Below are 17,002 nucleotides of genomic sequence, written 5' to 3'. Positions count from 1 at the left end.
TGAAAAACTATTGTCCGAGGCCACCAGCAGCGTGGGAGGCGATCCGATTGGCCGACGTTCTCGACGTCCTGCACGCGCGTTGGGCCGAGGCCGCCGCCGAGGCGCTTCTCGCAGGTGAGGAGCATCCGCGGCTGGTGCTGACCACCCAGGAAGCGGCCGCGGTCATCGACCACATCACCGATCTGCGGCAACGGTATTCCGATCTCGAGCTCGAGTACCACGAAATCGACTTCCAGCAGTCGGCCCTGCGGCGCGCCGCCGCCGACGCGGGTGTCGCCTTCGACCGGATTCAGATCGCGCTGGCGCAGCGCACCGCCCATCCGGAGGCGCAGGTGCGGCAGGCGCAGACCATCGCGCGCCGGGCCGCCGAATCGCTCGCGGCCGCGAACTCGAGCGTCGAGGAAACTCCGCAGTAACTCGGCGTGACGTCCGGATGGCCGATCGGAATCGGTTGACGGTGCAATCTCTGTGGGTTCTTTAAGGAAAAGAACCGACGTCCGAAAAATCCGAATAGCGGCTCTACGCCTTTCTCCGCTTTTCAGGTGCGCATTTACGAAATCTCTACGGCCACTGCCGGAAATCGTGTGATGGACCGTACACGTTTGGATACCGAAAGTGGTGTCGATCTTTCCGAAAACCTGTCCTAGATTCGGAATCTGCACCGGGTTCAATGTCGATCGGTCGCATTCATCCCTGATCATTCCGAATGCTCCCGGAGGACTCGGTATGTACAGCAATTCGAATTCGTTTGGATCCGCGGGTCTTTCGCCGCGGTTGGGCGTCGGGGCGTTGCGCGGATTGCCGGAGGATGTCACCCGGCCGCCGTTCACCCCCGGCAGTTTGGGCACCGGCATCGTGCACCTGGGGTGCGGTGCGTTTCATCGCGCGCATCAGGCGCTGATCACCCAGCACGCCATGAGCGCGACCGGGGATCGGCGCTGGGGGATTTCGACGGTCGCCATGTCCCGGCCCGATGTGGTCGGGGCGCTGCGGGCGCAGGACAACCTCTACACCACCCTGCTGCGCGATGAGGGCGTAGTGCGGGCGGAAGTGGTCGGCGCGATCACCGCGGCGGTGCACGCGCCGTCGGATCGGATCGGGGTGGTGCGGCGGGTGGCCGATCCGCGGGTGCGGATCGTGACGCTCACCGTCACCACCGGCGGGTACTGCCTCGCGCCGAGCGGGCGGCTGGATTCGGGCAGCGATCCGGTGCGCCACGATCTGCGGTGCAGCGCGAAGCCGTGCACGGCCATCGGGATGCTGGTGGGCGGGCTGGCCGCGGTGCGGCGGCGGGGCGGGACGCCGCCGGTGGTGATCAGTTGCGACAATCTGTCGGCCAATGGGCGGCAATTGCGCAGTGCGGTCTTGGATTTCGCGGCCCTGCGCGATGATCGGCTGGCGAATTGGATCGGGCGCAATGTGCAATTCCCGTGCAGTGTGGTGGATCGCATTGTGGCCTCCGGTGCGGACACCGACGATGCGGCGGCGCGGACCCGGCTGGGTGGGGTCGATGATCGCGCGCAGGTGTCGGCCGAACCGTTCATGACGTGGACCATCGAGAATTTCGAGGGTGAGCGCCCGCGCTGGGATCTGGTCGGGGCGGATTACGTGGGCGATGTGACGGGCCATGAATTGGCGAAACTGCGGCTGCTCAATGGAACTCATCTGTTGTTGGCCTATGTGGGCGCGTTGGCCGGGTATTCGACCATTGCCGAGGCGAGTGCGGATCCGGCGCTGAGTGCGTTGGCGCGGCAGTTCATGCTGTACGAGCAGGGGCCGACCCTGACCTTGGCGGAGACCGAATTGCAGCGCACCGTGCGAGATCTGATGCGGCGCTTCCGCAATCCCGATATTCGCCACGAGATGACGCGGGTGGGGCGCAATGGCTCGGACAAGATGCTGCCGCGGGTCACCGCGGCCATGCGTGAGAATCTCGCCGCGGGGCGGCCGACGCCCGCCGCTATTCTGTTGATCGCGGCGTGGATTCACTGGTTCGATCTGTGCGGAACGCCGAAGGCACCGGGGCAGATCATTGATCCGCGGGCGGCCGAGCTCGCGCGGTTGGCGGCGATTCCCGATCCGCATCGGCGGGCCCGCGCATTCGTCGCGCGCACCGATATTTTCGGTGTGCTGCCGCATTTGGGCCATGTGCAGCAGGAGGTGGGCGACGCGTTGACCGAGCTGATCCGCGACAATGTGTCCGAGGTGATCGAGCGGCGGCTGCGGCCGGAATTCGTTGGGCGGGTGGCATGAGCGTGGACGAGGTTGCGGGCATGGATGCGTACGAGAAGCCGGTTCGGGCCGTTGTTTTCGATATGGACGGGCTGTTGCTGGATTCCGAGCGGCTGGCGGTGGAATCGCTTGCGGTGTCGGGCGGTGAATTGGGGTTCGAGCTCTCTCGGGAGTTCTGCCACAGTCTGATCGGCATGCCCGCCGACCGCTGCCGGGAGTTGGCGGCCGCGGCCTTCGGGCCGGGGTTTCCGCTGGACGAGTTCTTCGCCCGGCACGAGACCGTCATCGCCCGGCTGGTCGACGAGGGCCGTCTCGCCACGAAACCGGGTGTCGCCGAACTGCTCGACGAGCTGGACGAGCGCGGGCTCCCCCGCGCCATCGCGACCTCCTCGAATCGGGACCGCACCCGGCATCATCTGCGGGCGGTGGGTCTGTGGGAGCGGTTCGACGCGATCGTCACCCGTCAGGATGTGCGGCGGGGCAAACCGCATCCGGAGCCGTATCTGACCGCCGCGGCGGCGCTGGACACGGCTCCGGAACTCACGCTGGCCTGCGAGGATTCACCCAATGGTCTGCGTGCCGCGCACGCGGCGGGCCTGCGCTGCATGCTGATTCCGGATCTGGTGCCCGCGACGGCGGAGACGAGCGGTCTCGCCCATCGGGTCTATCCCGATCTGCTGCATGTCATCGACTACATCGCCGCCGCCAATGACGCTGTGCCGCGGCAGTATCGACCGGTGCTGTGGTGAGGCCGCGTCAGCGCACCGGGTTGATACAGCTGGAGGGCAGGTCCTGCAGGGAGCACAGCGCGGGCGCGCGGGTCGGCACGTAGCCCGCGGGGACACCGCCGTTCGCGGTGATGTCGCGATAGGCACCGACCGCGTCGGTCGGGTGCCGGGTCAGCGAGGGGTCAGTGGTGACATCGACGGTGTAGAGGCCGAAACGCGGTGAGTAGCTGCCCCATTCGTAGTTGTCGGTAATGCTCCAGTAGTTGTAGCCCATGACGTTCATGCCGTCGGCCTTGGCGCGCTGGACCCAGTAGACGGTGTCGCGCAGGTCGTCCGCGCGGGTGATGCCGTCGGTGGTGGGTGAGCCGTTGAAGGTGGGCATGCCGTTCTCCACGATGTAGAGCGGTCGCCCCGGGAACTTTCCGGCGTATCGGCGCAGCGCGTAATAGATGCCCTCGGGCTCCATGATCAGCGGTGACGCCGTGTTGGTCAGGGCCGCGATCAGATTCGGCGGATTGCTGAGCGAGCCGCCGTAGTAGTAGTCGATGCCGACGTAGTCGAGTTTGTCGGCGATCCGGTCGATGAACGACGAATCCGCCTGTGCCGCACCCAGAGCCGTGAAGGCGAGATTGCTGGTGACCATCGCGCCGGGCTGTCGCGCGTGAATGTGGTCGTAGATCGCCCGATGCGCCGCCACCATCCGATCGATCATCGGCGCGACGTCGAGCGCGCCCAAATCCCCTATCTCCTGCTCTTTTCCGGCATAGTTCAGCGGCTCGTTGAAGGTGACCCACAGCGGATCGAACGACGCGTACCGGTCCACCACGGCCCGAGCATTGGTCAGCCAGTCCTCCACCATTCCCGGATTCCGCCACCCGCCCCGATCGACCGCCCACCCCGGAAACACCCAGTGGTCCAAGGTAATCATGGGCCGCATCCCCGCCGCCCGTATCCGCCCGATCATCGCGTCATAGAACGAGAAGTCCCACTCCCCCGGACTCGGCTGCACCCGCGCCCACTCCACACTCACCCGATAGACATCCACCCCGAGATCGGCCGCATGCCGAATGTCCTCGTCATACCGATGCAGGAAATCCACCGAGTTCAGATAGTTGTCGGCCCGCCCCGACCCCACGTACCGACTCCAATTGCTGTCCGGCGCAAACCCTTCACTCTGATACCCGGAGCTGGAAACCCCCCACAGGAATCCCCCGCCCACAGGCGGTAACCCAGGATCTGCGGTGGCACTGCCAGGCGTGGTGACCGCACACCACGCCGCCAGAACGATACATGCCACCAAGAACAGCGCACGTTGCCCCATCACAACGAGAGTACCTGTCCCACCCCTCTTTTCGAGGCGGTACGGGTGAGATCGAGGCGAGCGGCCGAGTGACTACTGGCTGGGTTGCGGGACGTTTACGTTGCAGTCGTGGATCTTTGGGTTGACGCCCATGTAGTTGAGGGGACCGGCGAGGATGGTGACGGCCACGGTGCCGGTGCTGGCGCAGTTGGTGGGGGCGTTGTCGAAGTAGTGGCGTTGGCCAGCGGCTACGGCTCCGACTATGAGCCAGATGAGGATGAGGAGGGTGAGGCCGCCACCGCCGTAACGGACGGTGCTGTAGCGGTAACTTCGGTCGTCGTAGATGCCCATCGTGTGGCCTCCGTTCTGAATTCGACGTGTGGGCCCGGGCGGGCCATTGATCGCGATACCCGGGCGCTACGTCGGTAAACAGGAGGTCCTCAGGCGAAGGCGGGTGGTGGGGTGAAGCCGCCGAAGTGTTGTTCGAGCAGTTCGGCGAAGCGCAGCGGGGTGCGGTCTTCGAGGTAGGGGCCGATGATCTGGACGCCGAAGGGCAGGCCCTCGGGGGAACGGCCGATGGGGGCGGCGGTGGCGGGCAGGCCCAGGGCGGTGGCGATGCTGGCCCAGACCAGGTGGAGGTTGTAGGGGTATTCGGTGCCGTCGATGTCGAGGGTGCGGTTGTCGATGACCGAATCGGTGTGGTTGTGGGGGAAGGCGGGGGTGGGGGTGATGGGGCAGACGATGACGTCGAATTCGGTGAACAGGTGACGGAATCGATCGGCCAGGGACAGGCGGGTGCGGTCGGCCCTGACCCAGTCGCTGTGGGTGAGGACGAAGGAGCGGCGGATGAGGGCGTTGAGACTGTCGTCCTCGGCGGGGATTCGGTCCGCGGCGGCCTGCAGGGCCTGGAAGCCCTCGGGCGGGATGTCCGCGCCGAACTGCGACATCAGCAGGGTGAGATAGGTTCTCGCGGTCAGCGTGAGATTGGGCAGCAGGTCACTGTGACGGGCGACGGTGGCACCGGCCCGCTCGAGGTCGCGGGCCAGGGCATCGATGCCTTGCCGGATGACGGCCGAGGTCGGCAGCAACGGGTGTTCCTCGACGACCAGCACCCGGAACCCGGCGAGGTCGACGCTGCGCGGCGGCGGCAGGGTCAGCCGGTAGGCCGTCGCCTCGACCTCGTCGGGACCCGCGAGCAGCACTGTGGTCAGGGTGAGGTCGGCGGCGCTGCGGGCCATGGGTCCGACCACCGGCAGATCGATCGGAGCCGGCACGACGAGAACCCGGGGCGGGACGTGACCGCGACCGGGTAGCAGGGTGCGGGACGGCTTGTGGGCGTAGACGCCGCAGAAATGCGCTGGCACACGCAAGGATCCGCCGATGTCGGAGCCCAGGGCGAAGGAGACGTAACCGGCGGCGAGCGCGGCCGCCGAGCCGCCCGAGGAGCCGCCGGGCGAGCGGGTCAGGTCCCACGGGTTGTTGGTGGTGCCGTAGATGTCGTTGTAGGACTGCCAATCCTGCAGTCCCACCGGCACATTGGTCTTGCCGATCACCACACCGCCCGCGGCCTTGACCCGCGACACCAGCACCGCGTCCGCCTCCGGCTGCCACCCCTCGGCATCGGGGAAGCCCCAGGTGGTCGGCAGCCCGGCGACATTGAACGATTCCTTCACCGCCACCGGGACCCCGAGCAGCGGTGCCGATTCCCCGCGCGCGAGCGCCGCGTCGGCCTGCGCGGCGGCCGCTCGCGCGCGGTCGAAGTCACGCACCACCACGGCATTGATCTTGTCGTCGAACTTCTCGATCCGCTCGATGCTCAGCTCGAGCAGTTCGGTGGCGGAAATGGTCTTGGCCTGTAATGCGGCTACCTGATCGCGCAGAGTCGCGAACTCTTGTCCCGGCATAGGCTCCGTTATACACGCGGCGATCATCGTGAAACCGGGTCGTGCATCGGGAAACCGGGTCATGCGAACGCCGTTCAGGCTGTGATCAGGACCGATTGCAACGGGGTCAGGGCCGCGGTCAGCGCCGCTCCCCCGGTGCTCCAGGCGACATCGGCCGGTTGCGACGTCATGACGACGACCGCGTACCGCAGCGGATGCGCGGGGTCGGTGCCCACGAGGCCGGTGGTGTCGAGCGTGGTGGAGGTGTCCAGGGTCATCCAGCCCTGCTTGATGGCCCAGGTGTCGCCGTGCAAGGCGTCGGGAATGCCGAAGTACTGGTCGGTGCCGTCGGCGGCGATCTGCCCCGCATTCCCGAGGGCGTCGAGCAGGATGCCACGCGCGGGCTGCGGAACGACGGTGGTGATGTAGCGGTAGATGGTCACGACGTCGTGCGGGGTCGTCAGCGTCTCGCCCCATTGGTCCGGGTCCGCGGGCGCTTGCGTCTCGCCCAGGCCGATGAGCGCGATCATCCGGTTCACGATGTCGTCGCCGCCATCGGCATCCCACAGCGCGTCGGCGATATCGTCGTCGCTGGCCGAGAGCATCTGCGAGACCTGGTCCGCCGTCACCGAATCCGGCTGCCACCCTTGACCATTGCAGGCATCCAGCGCGATGAGCAACTTCACGACCGACGCCGTGTAGAACTGCTCGTCGGTATTGAGCCCCACCAGCGTCGCACCATCGGTCATATCGGTGACCTGGACGCCGACCCGGCTGCCCGGCGATACGCCCTCGACCGCCGCCAGCATGGTCTGAGCCAGCTGCGCCGCGGCCGCCGCGCTCGGCACCGGGGTCTGCGGGGCGTTCGCCTGGGAACCGGGCGCCGGCGCGGCGGCCGCCCCGGTCGGAACGCTCTCCGGATGATGCGCGTGCGCGATCGCCGGTGCGCCCAGCACCACCGCGCCCGCGACCGCGCACGCACCCAGCCCCGCCAGCAGACGCCGGACCACACCAACCCCCACCGCTCGCTCCCGATTCGGACTCATACGAGTTAGATCGGCGCGTGGCTGCCGGAATCCGGGGAGCCGACTGTGAGATGGCTGTGAGCCGCTGGCTCACCGAGAACGGCCGGTCAGTGCCGGGCGCGCGGGGCCCGGCCGCGCGGTTGGGTGGCGGGAGGCGGGGTCGGGGCGGGCGGGTTGTCGAGGGTCAACGGGGCGTCGGTGAGTTTGTGCGTGGTGCCGTGGTGGGTGAGTGCGACGGGATCGCCCGACAGCAGGCGGTAGGTGGTGGACGCGCAGGTGATGTCCACGCCTATGTGGCTGTCCCGCCAGAGGATTCGGAACGACAGGCGGTCGAGGACCCGCGGAATGCGGGGTGCGAAGCTCGGATGGTCGTCGTGATCGCGGAAGCCCCCGAAGCCGCCGACACAGCTGAGCCAGGTCCCGGCGAGGGCGGCGATGTGCAGTCCGGCGTCGACATTGTTGTGCAGGTCGTGCAGATCGGTGAGCGCGGCCTCGGCGAAATAGTCGTAGGCCAGGCCGAGATGGCCGATTTCGGCGGCGAGGACGGATTGCACACAGGCCGACAGCGACGAGTCGCGGACGGTCAAGGCCTCGTAGTAGGTGAAGTCGCGTGCCTTCTGCTCGGAATCGAACGCATTGGGGCACAGGTACATTGCCAGCACCAGGTCGGCCTGCTTGACCACTTGCAGCCGGTACAGGTCGAAGTAGGGATAGTGCAGCAGCAGCGGATACTTCTCTTCCGGTGTGGCGTCGAAATCCCAACAGGCATACCGCGTGAACCCCTCGGACTGCTCGTGCACCCCGAGTTCCGGGTTGAACGGCAGCACCATGGCATCCGCGTACTCCTGCCACCGGGTGATCTCCCCCGCCGACACGTCCAGTCGCGCGGCGACGTCGAGGCGGCGCAGGCACACCTCGGCCGCCTCCCGCAGATTCCGCTGGGCCAGCAGATTGGTGTAGAAGTTGTTGTCCGCCAGGGCCGAGTACTCGTCGGGCCCGGTGACCCCGTCGATGCGGTACCCGTCCGATTCCAGGTGCCCCAGGCTCGCCCACAGCCGCGCGGTCTCGACGAGAAGCTCGACACCGCAGTCGGTTTCGAACTCCTCGTCCCGGGTGGCGGTGAGATATCGGGCGGTGGCGTCGGCGATGTCGGCATTGACGTGGACGGCGGCGGTGGCCGTGGGCCAATACCCCGAGGCCTCGTCGCCATTGATGGATCGCCACGGGAACATCGCGCCCGCCTGCCCCAATTCGGCCGCGCGCCGTCGCGCCTGATCGAGGGTGGCGTGCCGCCAGCGCAGGGCGTCGCGCGCGGCCATCGGCATGGTGTAGGTGAGTACCGGCAGGACGTAGGTCTCGGTGTCCCAGAACGCATGTCCGTCGTATCCGGGTCCGGTCAACCCCTTGGCGGGTATCGCCCGGGCCTCCCCGCGCGCCCCCGCCTGCAGCACATGGAACAAGGCGAACCGCACCGCCTGCTGGAGCTCGGGATCGCCGTCGAGTTCGATATCGGCCCGCGCCCAGAAGTCGTCGAGGTAGTCGCGCTGCCGGGCCAGCAGCCCATCCCACCCGATCTCCATTCCCGCCGCCAGCGCCGCCTCCACCTGCGCGCGCAAGGCGGGCGCGGACCGCCGCCCGGACCAGCCGTAGGCCAGAAACTTGGTGAGGCACAACCGATCTCCCCGCGCCACATCCGCGGCGAAGGTCACCCGCCCGAGGTCCGCCTCCGCGTGCACGGTGCACCTCGGCGTGTCGCGGACCTCGAGTTCGTGATTCATTCCCGCCGCCATGCGCAGCTCGGACCGCCGGGTGCGGTGCACCAGCACCGCCGACAGGTCACCGGTGGCGTACTGCTCGGACTCGAGCGGCCGGTCCAGCGCGGCGGCCCGGCGCGGGTCGCCCGCCACCGGCGCTATGGGCTCGTTCACCAGCAGATCCGATTGCACGACCAGTTCGAGATCGCCGTCCATGGGCTCGACGACGTACCGGATGGCCGCCACTGCCCGCTCGGTGAAGGACACCAGTCGCTCCGAACGAATCTTCACGCACCGACCGGTCGGTGAATTCCATACCGTCTCCCGCCGCAGCGTCCCGGACCGAAAGTCCAGCACCCGCTCGTGCGCCACGGTCCGCCCGTAGCGCAGATCCATCGGCTCGTCCTCCACCAGCAGCCGAATGATCTTGCCGTCGGCCACGTTCACAATGGTCTGCCCGTGCTCGGGATACCCGAACCCCACTTCGGCGTACGGCAGCACCCGCGATTCGTAGAACCCGTTGAGGTAGGTCCCCGGCATTCCGACCGGCTCCCCGTCCTCCAGCGTCCCCCGCAAACCCAGGTGCCCGTTCGACAGCGCGAAGATCGATTCGGTGCGCGGCAGCGCGTCGAGATCCAGCCCGCACCACCGCAATTCCCAAGGCGACACCTCGAATCCCGTGCCGTCCATCAAGACTCCATCAGTTCCGCCAGATCCGGCACCACCACGTGCGCTCCCGCCGTCCGCAGGGCCTCGGCATGGTCCTCGTCGTCGTGCCGCTCGACCCCGACCACGAATCCGAACGCGCCCGCGCGCCCGGCCGCGACCCCGGCGACCGCGTCCTCGAACACCGCCGCGTGCGGCGGCGCGACCCCCAATTCGGTTGCGGCGACCAGGAATCCGTCCGGCGCGGGCTTACCACGCAGCCCGCGCCGAGCGAAGGTCTCCCCGTCGATGCGCACCTCGACGAACTCCGATAGTTCGGCGGCGCGCAGCACGGCGGCGGCATTGGCCGAGGACGACACCACGCCGATCCGCAGCCCGGCCGCGCGCACCGCCGACAGATAGTCCACCGACCCGGGATACACGTGCACGCCATCGTGTTCGATCATCGACTTCAGCAGTCGGTCCTTGCGCGCCCCGATACCGTGCACGGTCCATTCCTCGGAATCGCCGTCCTTGCCCTCGGGCACGCTGAGGTCGCGGGACTTCAGAAACTCCCGGACACCGTCGAGCCGGGGTCGGCCGTCGACATGGGATACGTAGTCGCGCTCGGTGAACGGCTGAAATCCTGGCCCGCAGCGCGTTTCGAGGAATTCGTCGAAAACCTGCTTCCAGGCGCGTTCGTGCAGGGCGGCCGTGCTGGTCAGTACCCCGTCGAGGTCGAACAGCGCCGCGGTGATGGCCGCGGGCAAACCCAGCCGGGTCCCGGCCCCCGCGTCGGCGGGTGTCATCTCGGTGCCACCCGGTTTCTCAGTGCTGCCCGGTATTGCCCAGTTCCCCGGTCAAGCGGCTGCGTAGCAAGGCTTTCCCCTGCTCGGCCCCCTTTTGGCTCTCGCCCTGCGCGCGGCGGAAGAACTCCGCCAGCTCGCTGTCCCCGGCCCGTTCGGCGTCGCGCGAGTACATCTCCATGCGCAGCGCATTGCTCAGACAGGATTCGGTGAACCAGATGAGGTTGTAGTCCTTGTCCTGTGTCCCGGTGAACTGGCCGGTCTCCTCGGTGGTTGGCATCGTGCTCTCCTCACGATCGACTGTGTGGACATCGATCGCCTACCCGCGCCCCGACACGCCAAACCGCGCGCCTTCGGGAATGAGTCGTCCCCGCGGCGGGTACCCCAGCTCTGGTGCACAGGCGGACCTACCGGAGAACGACGGTCAGTTAGAGCTGGAGGAGTTCCCACCGATGAAGCACTGCAACACAATTCACCAGGCCCCGGACACGGCTCCCGACACGGTTCTCGACGGGGTCGGCTGGCCGGGCCTGACCCTGCTGCTGGCGGGAGTCCTCACCCTCGCCTCGACCTTCGGTGATCTCGACACCGGACCGGGCCCGTTCACCGGCACCGGATTGGCATTGATCGCGTTCGCGGTCGGCTTCACCTGGGTCGTCATCGAACATCGTCGCTATCGCGCCTGGCAGGACACGCAGGAGGAACACCAACCCCGGGTGGCCGTCGGCGAGTAGCGTTTCAGCGGCTCGGGTGCGGTTATGCCCGGGCTATGAAACCTCTGTGGCACACCGATATACCGCGACCGGCCCGCCTGCGGCTCACCCCGGGCGGCCGGTTCGACGTCGTCGTGCTCGGCGGCGGGCTGACCGGATTGACGACGGCGCTGTTGCTCGCGCAGAGCGGTGTCGATGTCGCCGTCCTCGAGGCCCGCCGCATCGGTGACGGGACCACCGGGGCCAGCACCGCGAAGGTGAGCCTGCTGCAGGGCGTGCGCGGACAGCAGATCCGCCGACGCCACTCCAATGACGCGCTGCGCATGTATCTGGACGCGAATGCCGTTGGGCAGCAATGGCTTCTGAACTACTGCGAGACCAATGGGGTGCCGGTGCAGGTCACCGACGCCTACACCTACGCCCAGTCCGAGCGGGAGGTCGCGGCGGTGCGCACCGAGCATCGGGTGCTGCGCGAGGCCGGGCTGCAGACGGATCTGCTCGGTCGGCTCGACCTGCCGTTCCCGGTGCACGCCGCGGTGCGGCTGTCCGTGCAGGCGCAGCTGAATCCGATGACGCTGCTCGCGGCGCTGGCCGTCGATATCGAATCGCACGGGGTGCAGATCTTCGAATCCACCCGCGCGACCGGCGTGCGCTCCGGCAAGGACGGCGATCACCTCATCGACACCGAGCACGGTCCGATCAGCGCCGGAACGGTCGTCCTGGCCACCGGCACACCGATTCTCGATCGCGGCGGCTTCTTCGCCCGATTGGTGCCGCAGCGGTCGTATCTGGCGGCATTCCGGCCGTCCACGCCGATTCCGCCCGGCATGTTCCTCAGCGCCGGTGAGCCCACCCGCTCGCTCCGCCAGGTCCCCGATCCCGACGGCGACATCCTGCTGGTCGGCGGCAACGGCCACGTGGTGGGCCGCGACGGCGACACCGCGGATCGGGTGCGCGACCTGATCGAGTGGACCGAGCGCGCTTTCGGTGCGGCCGAACCCCTGGCGACCTGGTCCGCGCAGGACTATCACCCGGCCGGAGAGCTCCCCTATGTCGGCCCGTTGCTGCCGGGCCAGGATCGCATCCTCGTGGCCACCGGTTACGCCAAATGGGGGCTGACCAACGCCGTCGCGGCCGGTCTGGCCCTCGCGGGCCGGATCACCGGCAAGACGCCGTACTGGGCGGGCGCGATGGCCAGCTGGCGGGTCGCCGACTACACCTCGCTGCCGGCCACGATCGCCGCGAACGGCTCTGTGGCCCTGCAGCTTTCGTCCGGCTGGGCGCGCGTCGCGTTCGGCGGCGGCGAGCCGTTCCCGCCGGAGGGCTCCGGTGTGGTGGACCGCCGCCCGCTCTCCCCCACGGCAACCTCCACCGTGGACGGCAACACCGTCTCGGTCTCGGCAGTCTGCCCGCACCTCTACGGGATCGTGCGCTGGAACTCCGCCGAATGCACATGGGACTGCCCGCTGCACGGCTCTCGCTTCGCCCCCGACGGCACCCTGCTCGAGGGACCGGCGACGAAATCTCTTCGCCGCCATCCTTACTGAGCCGCCGACGCACCGAATCAGCGCGCCACCGTCCGACTCACCGCGCCACCGCCCGGCTCACCGCCTGCGGCCCCTCATAGTTCCGGTCCGGGATCTGCTGCAGCCGTTCGAGAATGGTCGCGTCGGCCCCATTGTCGCGGGCGATGCGCACGAGCTCGTCGCGCTTGCACGGATAGTCGGTGCCGCACAGGAATTTCTGGAGCCGAATCGGATTGATCGTCGCCATGCCGGCGCTCCCATCGTCGAGTCAACACTTACCGGTGCCGGATCAGCATTTGCCGGTGCCGGAGTCATGCGCCCCATCCACGGCGGCCTGCTGCTGTTCCGGCGTGAGCACCGACCAGTCCGCGGTATTGGGAAAGTTCGCGATGGCATCGGCGACCGCCTGATCCACCGCCTGCTGCCCGGAACTCGACCGCAAACGCTCCATTCGCGGCAGCAGGTCCGTACAGGTCTTGTGCCGCAATTGCGCCGGTGAGATCGCCGACGGCGCGGACACCGACCGCGAATTCTGCGGCGGCACCAACTCGCCCGGGCTCGTCGGAACGGCACTGTGCGACACCGATGGGGGCGTGGATGAGGGCGCGAGCACGCCGTCCTGATCGGCGCACGCGGGCAGCGCGAGCACGGCCCCGACCGCCAGTACCCGGGCGAGGGCCGCGCGAGGACCGGTGAACAGCTGCAAACCCATGGTGAACTCCGTCGCTGAAGGGGAATGGGCCGCGCGGATGGCCGATCCGCGCGGCCCCGGTGGCCACGATCCGGCCGAGCAGGCGAGCGGGAAGGCCGGACCGTGGCGTCGTGAGGTCTGCCGCTAGGCGGGTACGACGGCCGTGCGGCGACGCCAGACCCGGTGGCGGGCAAGCACTTCGGCGAACAGCTCGACGAACTTCTCCGGCACCCGGTTCCCGGCGGCCGAGGTGATGACCACCCCGTTCTCCACGGCCAGATCGGTATCGGTGGGCAGATGCCCGGCGATGCCGGCCGTGCGCAGCACCGTCAGCCCGGCCCCGAAGCCGCCGATGGGTTTGGCGTGTTTGAACGCCTCGAGCACGAAATGCACCGCGGCACCGGCCCGAATCAGGGTGTCGGCGGCGTCGGGCCCACCGGCCACGATCACCGCGTCGTAGAGCACCGACGAGACGGTCGACAGCGACTTGTCCACGGTGAGCATCTCGTTGGTGTCCCCGTGCTCGGTCACCGAACCACCGTGCGGGGCGATGACTTCCGGCACCGCACCGCGTCCGCTCAGCCACGCGGCGACGGTGCGCACCCCGATGCCGTCGGCCCCGTCGGCGGTCAGGATCGCCACCTTGCGCGTGGCGACCGTGCCCACCGCCTTGGTCAGCTGCGACAGCGCGGGCGAGATCACCGCGTCGGAGGGGTCGGAACCATTGGCGACGGCCGGGAGTCCGAGCTCGGCCGCCACCCGCACCGCCAGATCGGGATCGATGCTCGCCAGCCGCTCGACCACCCGGGTCCGAATGGCCGGGCGCGTCACCTTGCCCAATTCGAAGGCGAAGGCCGACACGATATGGTCCGCCTCGGGCTCGGACATGCTGCGCCAGAACATGCGCGGCTGCCGGTAGTACTCGCGGAAGGATTCGGCCCGCCCGCGCACCGGCGTGCCGTACAGCGGTTCGGCCACGTGCCGCATGGCGCCCTCCGAGGCGATCATCGGGCAGCCGCCGCCGATGGTGTTCTTGGTGTAGGCGGCCTCACCGCGCGGAATGGCGTGCTGGCCGTAGCCGTCCTGCTGATGGTTGCGCACGTCGGCGACGGGCCGGTTGATCGGCAGCTGCGCGAAATTCGGTCCGCCCAAACGGATCAGCTGGGTGTCGAGGTAGGAGAAGTTGCGCAGCTGCAGCAGCGGATCGTCGGTGAAGTCGATGCCGGGCACCAGGTTCGCGGTGTGGAAGGCCACCTGCTCGGTCTCGGCGAAGAAGTTGTCCGGATTCCGGTCCAGCACCATCGACCCGACGGCCCGCACCGGAACCTCTTCCTCGGGAACGAGTTTCGTCGCGTCGAGCAGATCGAAGTCGTAGGCGAACTCGTGGTCCTGCGGAATCAGCTGCACGCCCAGCTCCCATTCCGGGAACTGTCCGGCCTCGATGCTGTCCCACAGGTCGCGCCGATGGAAATCCGGATCGTGTCCGGCGATCTGCTGACATTCGTCCCACAGCAGCGAGTGCACGCCCAGCTTCGGCGTCCAGTGGAATTTCACGAAAGTCGCATTCCCGGAACGATCCACGAGCCGGAAGGTGTGCACCCCGAAACCCTGCATCATCCGGAAGCTGCGCGGCAGCGCGCGATCCGACATCAGCCACATGATGGCGTGCAACGTCTCGGGCTGCTCGCCCACGAAGTCCCACAGCGTGTCGTGCGCGGAGGCGGCCTGCGGAATCTCGTTGTGCGGCTCGGGTTTCACCGCGTGCACGAAGTCGGGGAACTTGATGCCGTCCTGGATGAAGAACACCGGGAAGTTGTTGCCGACCAGGTCGTAATTGCCTTCGGCGGTATAGAACTTGGTCGCGAACCCGCGCACGTCGCGCACGGTGTCGGCGGAACCCCGCGATCCGGCGACGGTCGAAAACCGCACGAACACCGGGGTTTCCACGCTCGGATCGGCGAGGAAGCGCGCGGTGGTGTACCGCTCGAGCCAGTTGCCGTAGGGCCGAAAATGCCCGTAGGCCCCCGCGCCGCGCGCGTGCACCACCCGCTCGGGGATTCGCTCGTGGTCGAAATGAGTGATCTTCTCGCGCGCGTGGAAGTCCTCGAGCAGAGTGGGGCCGCGCTCACCCACGGTCAGCGCGTCGTCGGTGCTGTCCACCCGGACGCCCTGCTGGGTGGTCAGGTAGCCGTCGCGGCGGTCGACCCGGTACGAGTCCAATTGCCGCTGTTTGTCGTTCGATGCGCCGTCCATGCGGGCTCCTCTCCCGGCGTTCCTGCGGTCTCCGCACCGCCATACCCACGACCGGGACGGCTACACGCCGGGGGAGGAAATCCTCAGTCCTTCAACGCCTCTTCCCGCAACCCGGTGAGGGTTTTGGTGAGGATGCGCGAGATGTGCATCTGGGAGACACCCAACTGCGAGGCGATCTGCGCCTGCGTCTTGCCCTCGAAGAAGCGCAGGATCAGCACCTGACGCTCCCGTTCGGGCAGGTTCTCCACGTGGGGGCGAACTGCCATGTATTGCTCTACCAGTTCGTATTTCGGTTCGTCCGTGCCGAGCGCGTCCAGCAGCGACAGCGGGGCATTGTCGCCACCGTCGGGCATCGCCGCCTCCAGCGAGGAACTCTGATACCCGTTGGCGGCCAACATGGCCTGGGTGATCTCGGCGCGGTCCACGCCTATCTCCGCGGCGATCTCACCGGCATTGGGCATGCGACCCAACCGCTGCGACAGCTTCTCGATGGTGCTGCCGAGGCGCAACTGGATCTCCTTGATCCGGCGCGGCACCCGCACGGCCCAGGTGGCGTCGCGGAAATAGCGGCGCACCTCGCCCATGATGGTGGGTACCGCGAAGGACAGGAAGCGCGACCCGCGTTCCACGTCGAAGCGGTCGATCGAGACGACCAGCCCCAGCCGGGCCACCTGCAGGAGGTCCTCGTAGGGCTCGCCGCGACCGGAGAATTTGCGTGCGATGTGCTCGGCCAAGGGTAGGCAGCGGTCGATGGCTTCATCCCGCAGCCGGTCCCGGGCCGGATCGTTGGTTTCTACCGCAATCGCCAGTTTCTTCAGCAGCGGTTCGATGTCGTCATAGCTGTCACCTGTCATCGTCCTCACTCCGTAGTCGGCTCAGGTGCACGACTACGGGGTACCCACCCAGCGCGTCATTGAACGCTTCGGCGGCAGAATCCATGGAATCTGTCAATGTCTCGAGAAAACTCCGGCCGAAACTGTTACCCTCCAGCGCTCCATCGGACTCCAACACCGACGACACCTCCACGGCCACCTGATGCCCGTCGTAGCGGAACCGACAGTCCACGCTCGCACCCGGCACCGCGGACAAGATCATGGCGGTGGCCACCTCGTCCAGCGCGACCCGCACGTCCACCACCACATCAATGGTGAAATCCGCTGTCAGCATGATGGTTTCGGTGACGGCCCGCAGCATCGACAGTTGCTCGAGGCGGGCCGGGACACGCACATCCAGCTCACCCGAGCGGGAATTCCACGCCGATTCGGACTCGTCGATGAACCTGTCCACTTCCCTATCGTGCAACACGTCGAAATGCGGCAGCCCATTACCCTCGGATCTCGCACGCCGCGGCAGTCCGGTCATCAGTCACCACCATAGATACCGCCTACATCCCAAATCCGCTTCCGACCACCGCATACCCGGCGATGTACGGAAGAAACACCGACG

Annotated in this window: 18 protein-coding genes; 6 read left to right on the top strand and 12 right to left on the bottom strand. The window is 67.6% G+C overall.

Annotated features, from left to right (window positions below):
* Positions 1-47 precede the first annotated feature (47 nt).
* The 3 genes from VMT65_RS31050 to VMT65_RS31040 all read left to right on the top strand — a co-directional run bounded on the left by VMT65_RS31050 (position 48) and on the right by VMT65_RS31040 (position 2,981).
* Positions 48-416, top strand: a complete 369-nt coding sequence (locus VMT65_RS31050) for a hypothetical protein (protein WP_326312075.1) — start codon at positions 48-50, stop codon at positions 414-416.
* Between the two features lie 310 nt (positions 417-726).
* Entirely contained in the window at positions 727-2,253 is a 1,527-nt protein-coding gene (locus VMT65_RS31045) for a mannitol dehydrogenase family protein (RefSeq protein ID WP_326312074.1), read from the top strand.
* The gene (locus VMT65_RS31040) at positions 2,250-2,981 is read left to right on the top strand and encodes an HAD family hydrolase (protein WP_326312073.1); all 732 of its coding nucleotides are present in this window, start codon (positions 2,250-2,252) and stop codon (positions 2,979-2,981) included. Before VMT65_RS31045 ends, VMT65_RS31040 begins: the two co-directional genes overlap by 4 nt.
* Before the next feature lie 7 nt (positions 2,982-2,988).
* Here VMT65_RS31040 and VMT65_RS31035 read toward each other — a convergent pair whose 3' ends face one another.
* The 7 genes from VMT65_RS31035 to VMT65_RS31005 form a co-directional block, all read right to left on the bottom strand.
* Positions 2,989-4,281 carry a family 1 glycosylhydrolase gene (locus VMT65_RS31035; protein WP_326312072.1) on the bottom strand — a complete coding sequence of 431 codons (1,293 nt, stop codon included), beginning with the start codon at positions 4,279-4,281 and terminating at the stop codon, positions 2,989-2,991.
* A 72-nt stretch (positions 4,282-4,353) separates the two neighbouring features.
* Positions 4,354-4,611, bottom strand: a complete 258-nt coding sequence (locus VMT65_RS31030; RefSeq protein ID WP_326312071.1) for a hypothetical protein — start codon at positions 4,609-4,611, stop codon at positions 4,354-4,356.
* An 89-nt stretch (positions 4,612-4,700) separates the two neighbouring features.
* Entirely contained in the window at positions 4,701-6,164 is a 1,464-nt protein-coding gene (locus VMT65_RS31025) for an amidase (RefSeq protein ID WP_326312070.1), read from the bottom strand.
* Positions 6,165-6,238: 74 nt separating this feature from the next.
* Positions 6,239-7,165, bottom strand: a complete 927-nt coding sequence (locus VMT65_RS31020; RefSeq protein ID WP_326312069.1) for a hypothetical protein — start codon at positions 7,163-7,165, stop codon at positions 6,239-6,241.
* A gap of 110 nt (positions 7,166-7,275) precedes the next feature.
* Positions 7,276-9,612, bottom strand: a complete 2,337-nt coding sequence (locus VMT65_RS31015; protein WP_326312068.1) for a glycoside hydrolase family 65 protein — start codon at positions 9,610-9,612, stop codon at positions 7,276-7,278.
* A complete protein-coding gene (locus VMT65_RS31010) occupies positions 9,612-10,376 on the bottom strand; it encodes a beta-phosphoglucomutase family hydrolase (RefSeq protein WP_326312067.1) in 765 nt (254 codons plus the stop codon). Before VMT65_RS31010 ends, VMT65_RS31015 begins: the two co-directional genes overlap by 1 nt.
* 19 nt (positions 10,377-10,395) lie before the next feature.
* Complete coding sequence (locus tag VMT65_RS31005; protein WP_326312066.1) at positions 10,396-10,653, bottom strand: hypothetical protein; 258 nt, start codon at positions 10,651-10,653, stop codon at positions 10,396-10,398.
* Between the two features lie 172 nt (positions 10,654-10,825).
* Between VMT65_RS31005 and VMT65_RS31000 the strand changes: the two genes are divergently transcribed.
* Together VMT65_RS31000 and VMT65_RS30995 are read left to right on the top strand one after the other, a co-directional pair.
* On the top strand, positions 10,826-11,107 hold the full coding sequence (locus VMT65_RS31000; RefSeq protein ID WP_326312065.1) for a hypothetical protein: 282 nt from the start codon (positions 10,826-10,828) through the stop codon (positions 11,105-11,107).
* A 35-nt stretch (positions 11,108-11,142) separates the two neighbouring features.
* A complete protein-coding gene (locus tag VMT65_RS30995) occupies positions 11,143-12,633 on the top strand; it encodes an FAD-dependent oxidoreductase (protein WP_326312064.1) in 1,491 nt (496 codons plus the stop codon).
* Positions 12,634-12,670: 37 nt separating this feature from the next.
* Here the strand turns inward: VMT65_RS30995 and VMT65_RS30990 are convergent, their stop codons facing one another.
* Together VMT65_RS30990 and VMT65_RS30985 are read right to left on the bottom strand one after the other, a co-directional pair.
* Positions 12,671-12,859: a DUF2795 domain-containing protein gene (locus VMT65_RS30990; protein WP_326312063.1), complete on the bottom strand. Its 189-nt coding sequence runs from the start codon at positions 12,857-12,859 to the stop codon at positions 12,671-12,673.
* 42 nt (positions 12,860-12,901) lie between these two features.
* Positions 12,902-13,324, bottom strand: a complete 423-nt coding sequence (locus VMT65_RS30985) for a hypothetical protein (RefSeq protein ID WP_326312062.1) — start codon at positions 13,322-13,324, stop codon at positions 12,902-12,904.
* On the opposite strand from VMT65_RS30985, the gene VMT65_RS30980 reads away from it, so the two are divergent.
* The gene (locus VMT65_RS30980; RefSeq protein WP_326312061.1) at positions 13,323-13,451 is read left to right on the top strand and encodes a hypothetical protein; all 129 of its coding nucleotides are present in this window, start codon (positions 13,323-13,325) and stop codon (positions 13,449-13,451) included. The two genes, VMT65_RS30985 and VMT65_RS30980, sit on opposite strands and share 2 nt — an antisense overlap.
* Here the strand turns inward: VMT65_RS30980 and VMT65_RS30975 are convergent.
* From VMT65_RS30975 to VMT65_RS30965, 3 genes are all read right to left on the bottom strand, one after another.
* A complete protein-coding gene (locus tag VMT65_RS30975; protein WP_326312060.1) occupies positions 13,448-15,556 on the bottom strand; it encodes a catalase in 2,109 nt (702 codons plus the stop codon). The two genes, VMT65_RS30980 and VMT65_RS30975, sit on opposite strands and share 4 nt — an antisense overlap.
* A gap of 83 nt (positions 15,557-15,639) precedes the next feature.
* Entirely contained in the window at positions 15,640-16,410 is a 771-nt protein-coding gene (locus VMT65_RS30970) for an RNA polymerase sigma factor SigF (protein ID WP_326312059.1), read from the bottom strand.
* Complete coding sequence (locus tag VMT65_RS30965) at positions 16,400-16,843, bottom strand: anti-sigma factor (protein ID WP_326312058.1); 444 nt, start codon at positions 16,841-16,843, stop codon at positions 16,400-16,402. Before VMT65_RS30965 ends, VMT65_RS30970 begins: the two co-directional genes overlap by 11 nt.
* Between the last annotated feature and the right edge of the window lie 159 nt (positions 16,844-17,002).

Source organism: Nocardia sp. CDC153, assembly GCF_035818515.1.
Lineage (GTDB): Bacteria > Actinomycetota > Actinomycetes > Mycobacteriales > Mycobacteriaceae > Nocardia.
This window is presented reverse-complemented; position numbering and strand designations above follow the sequence as displayed.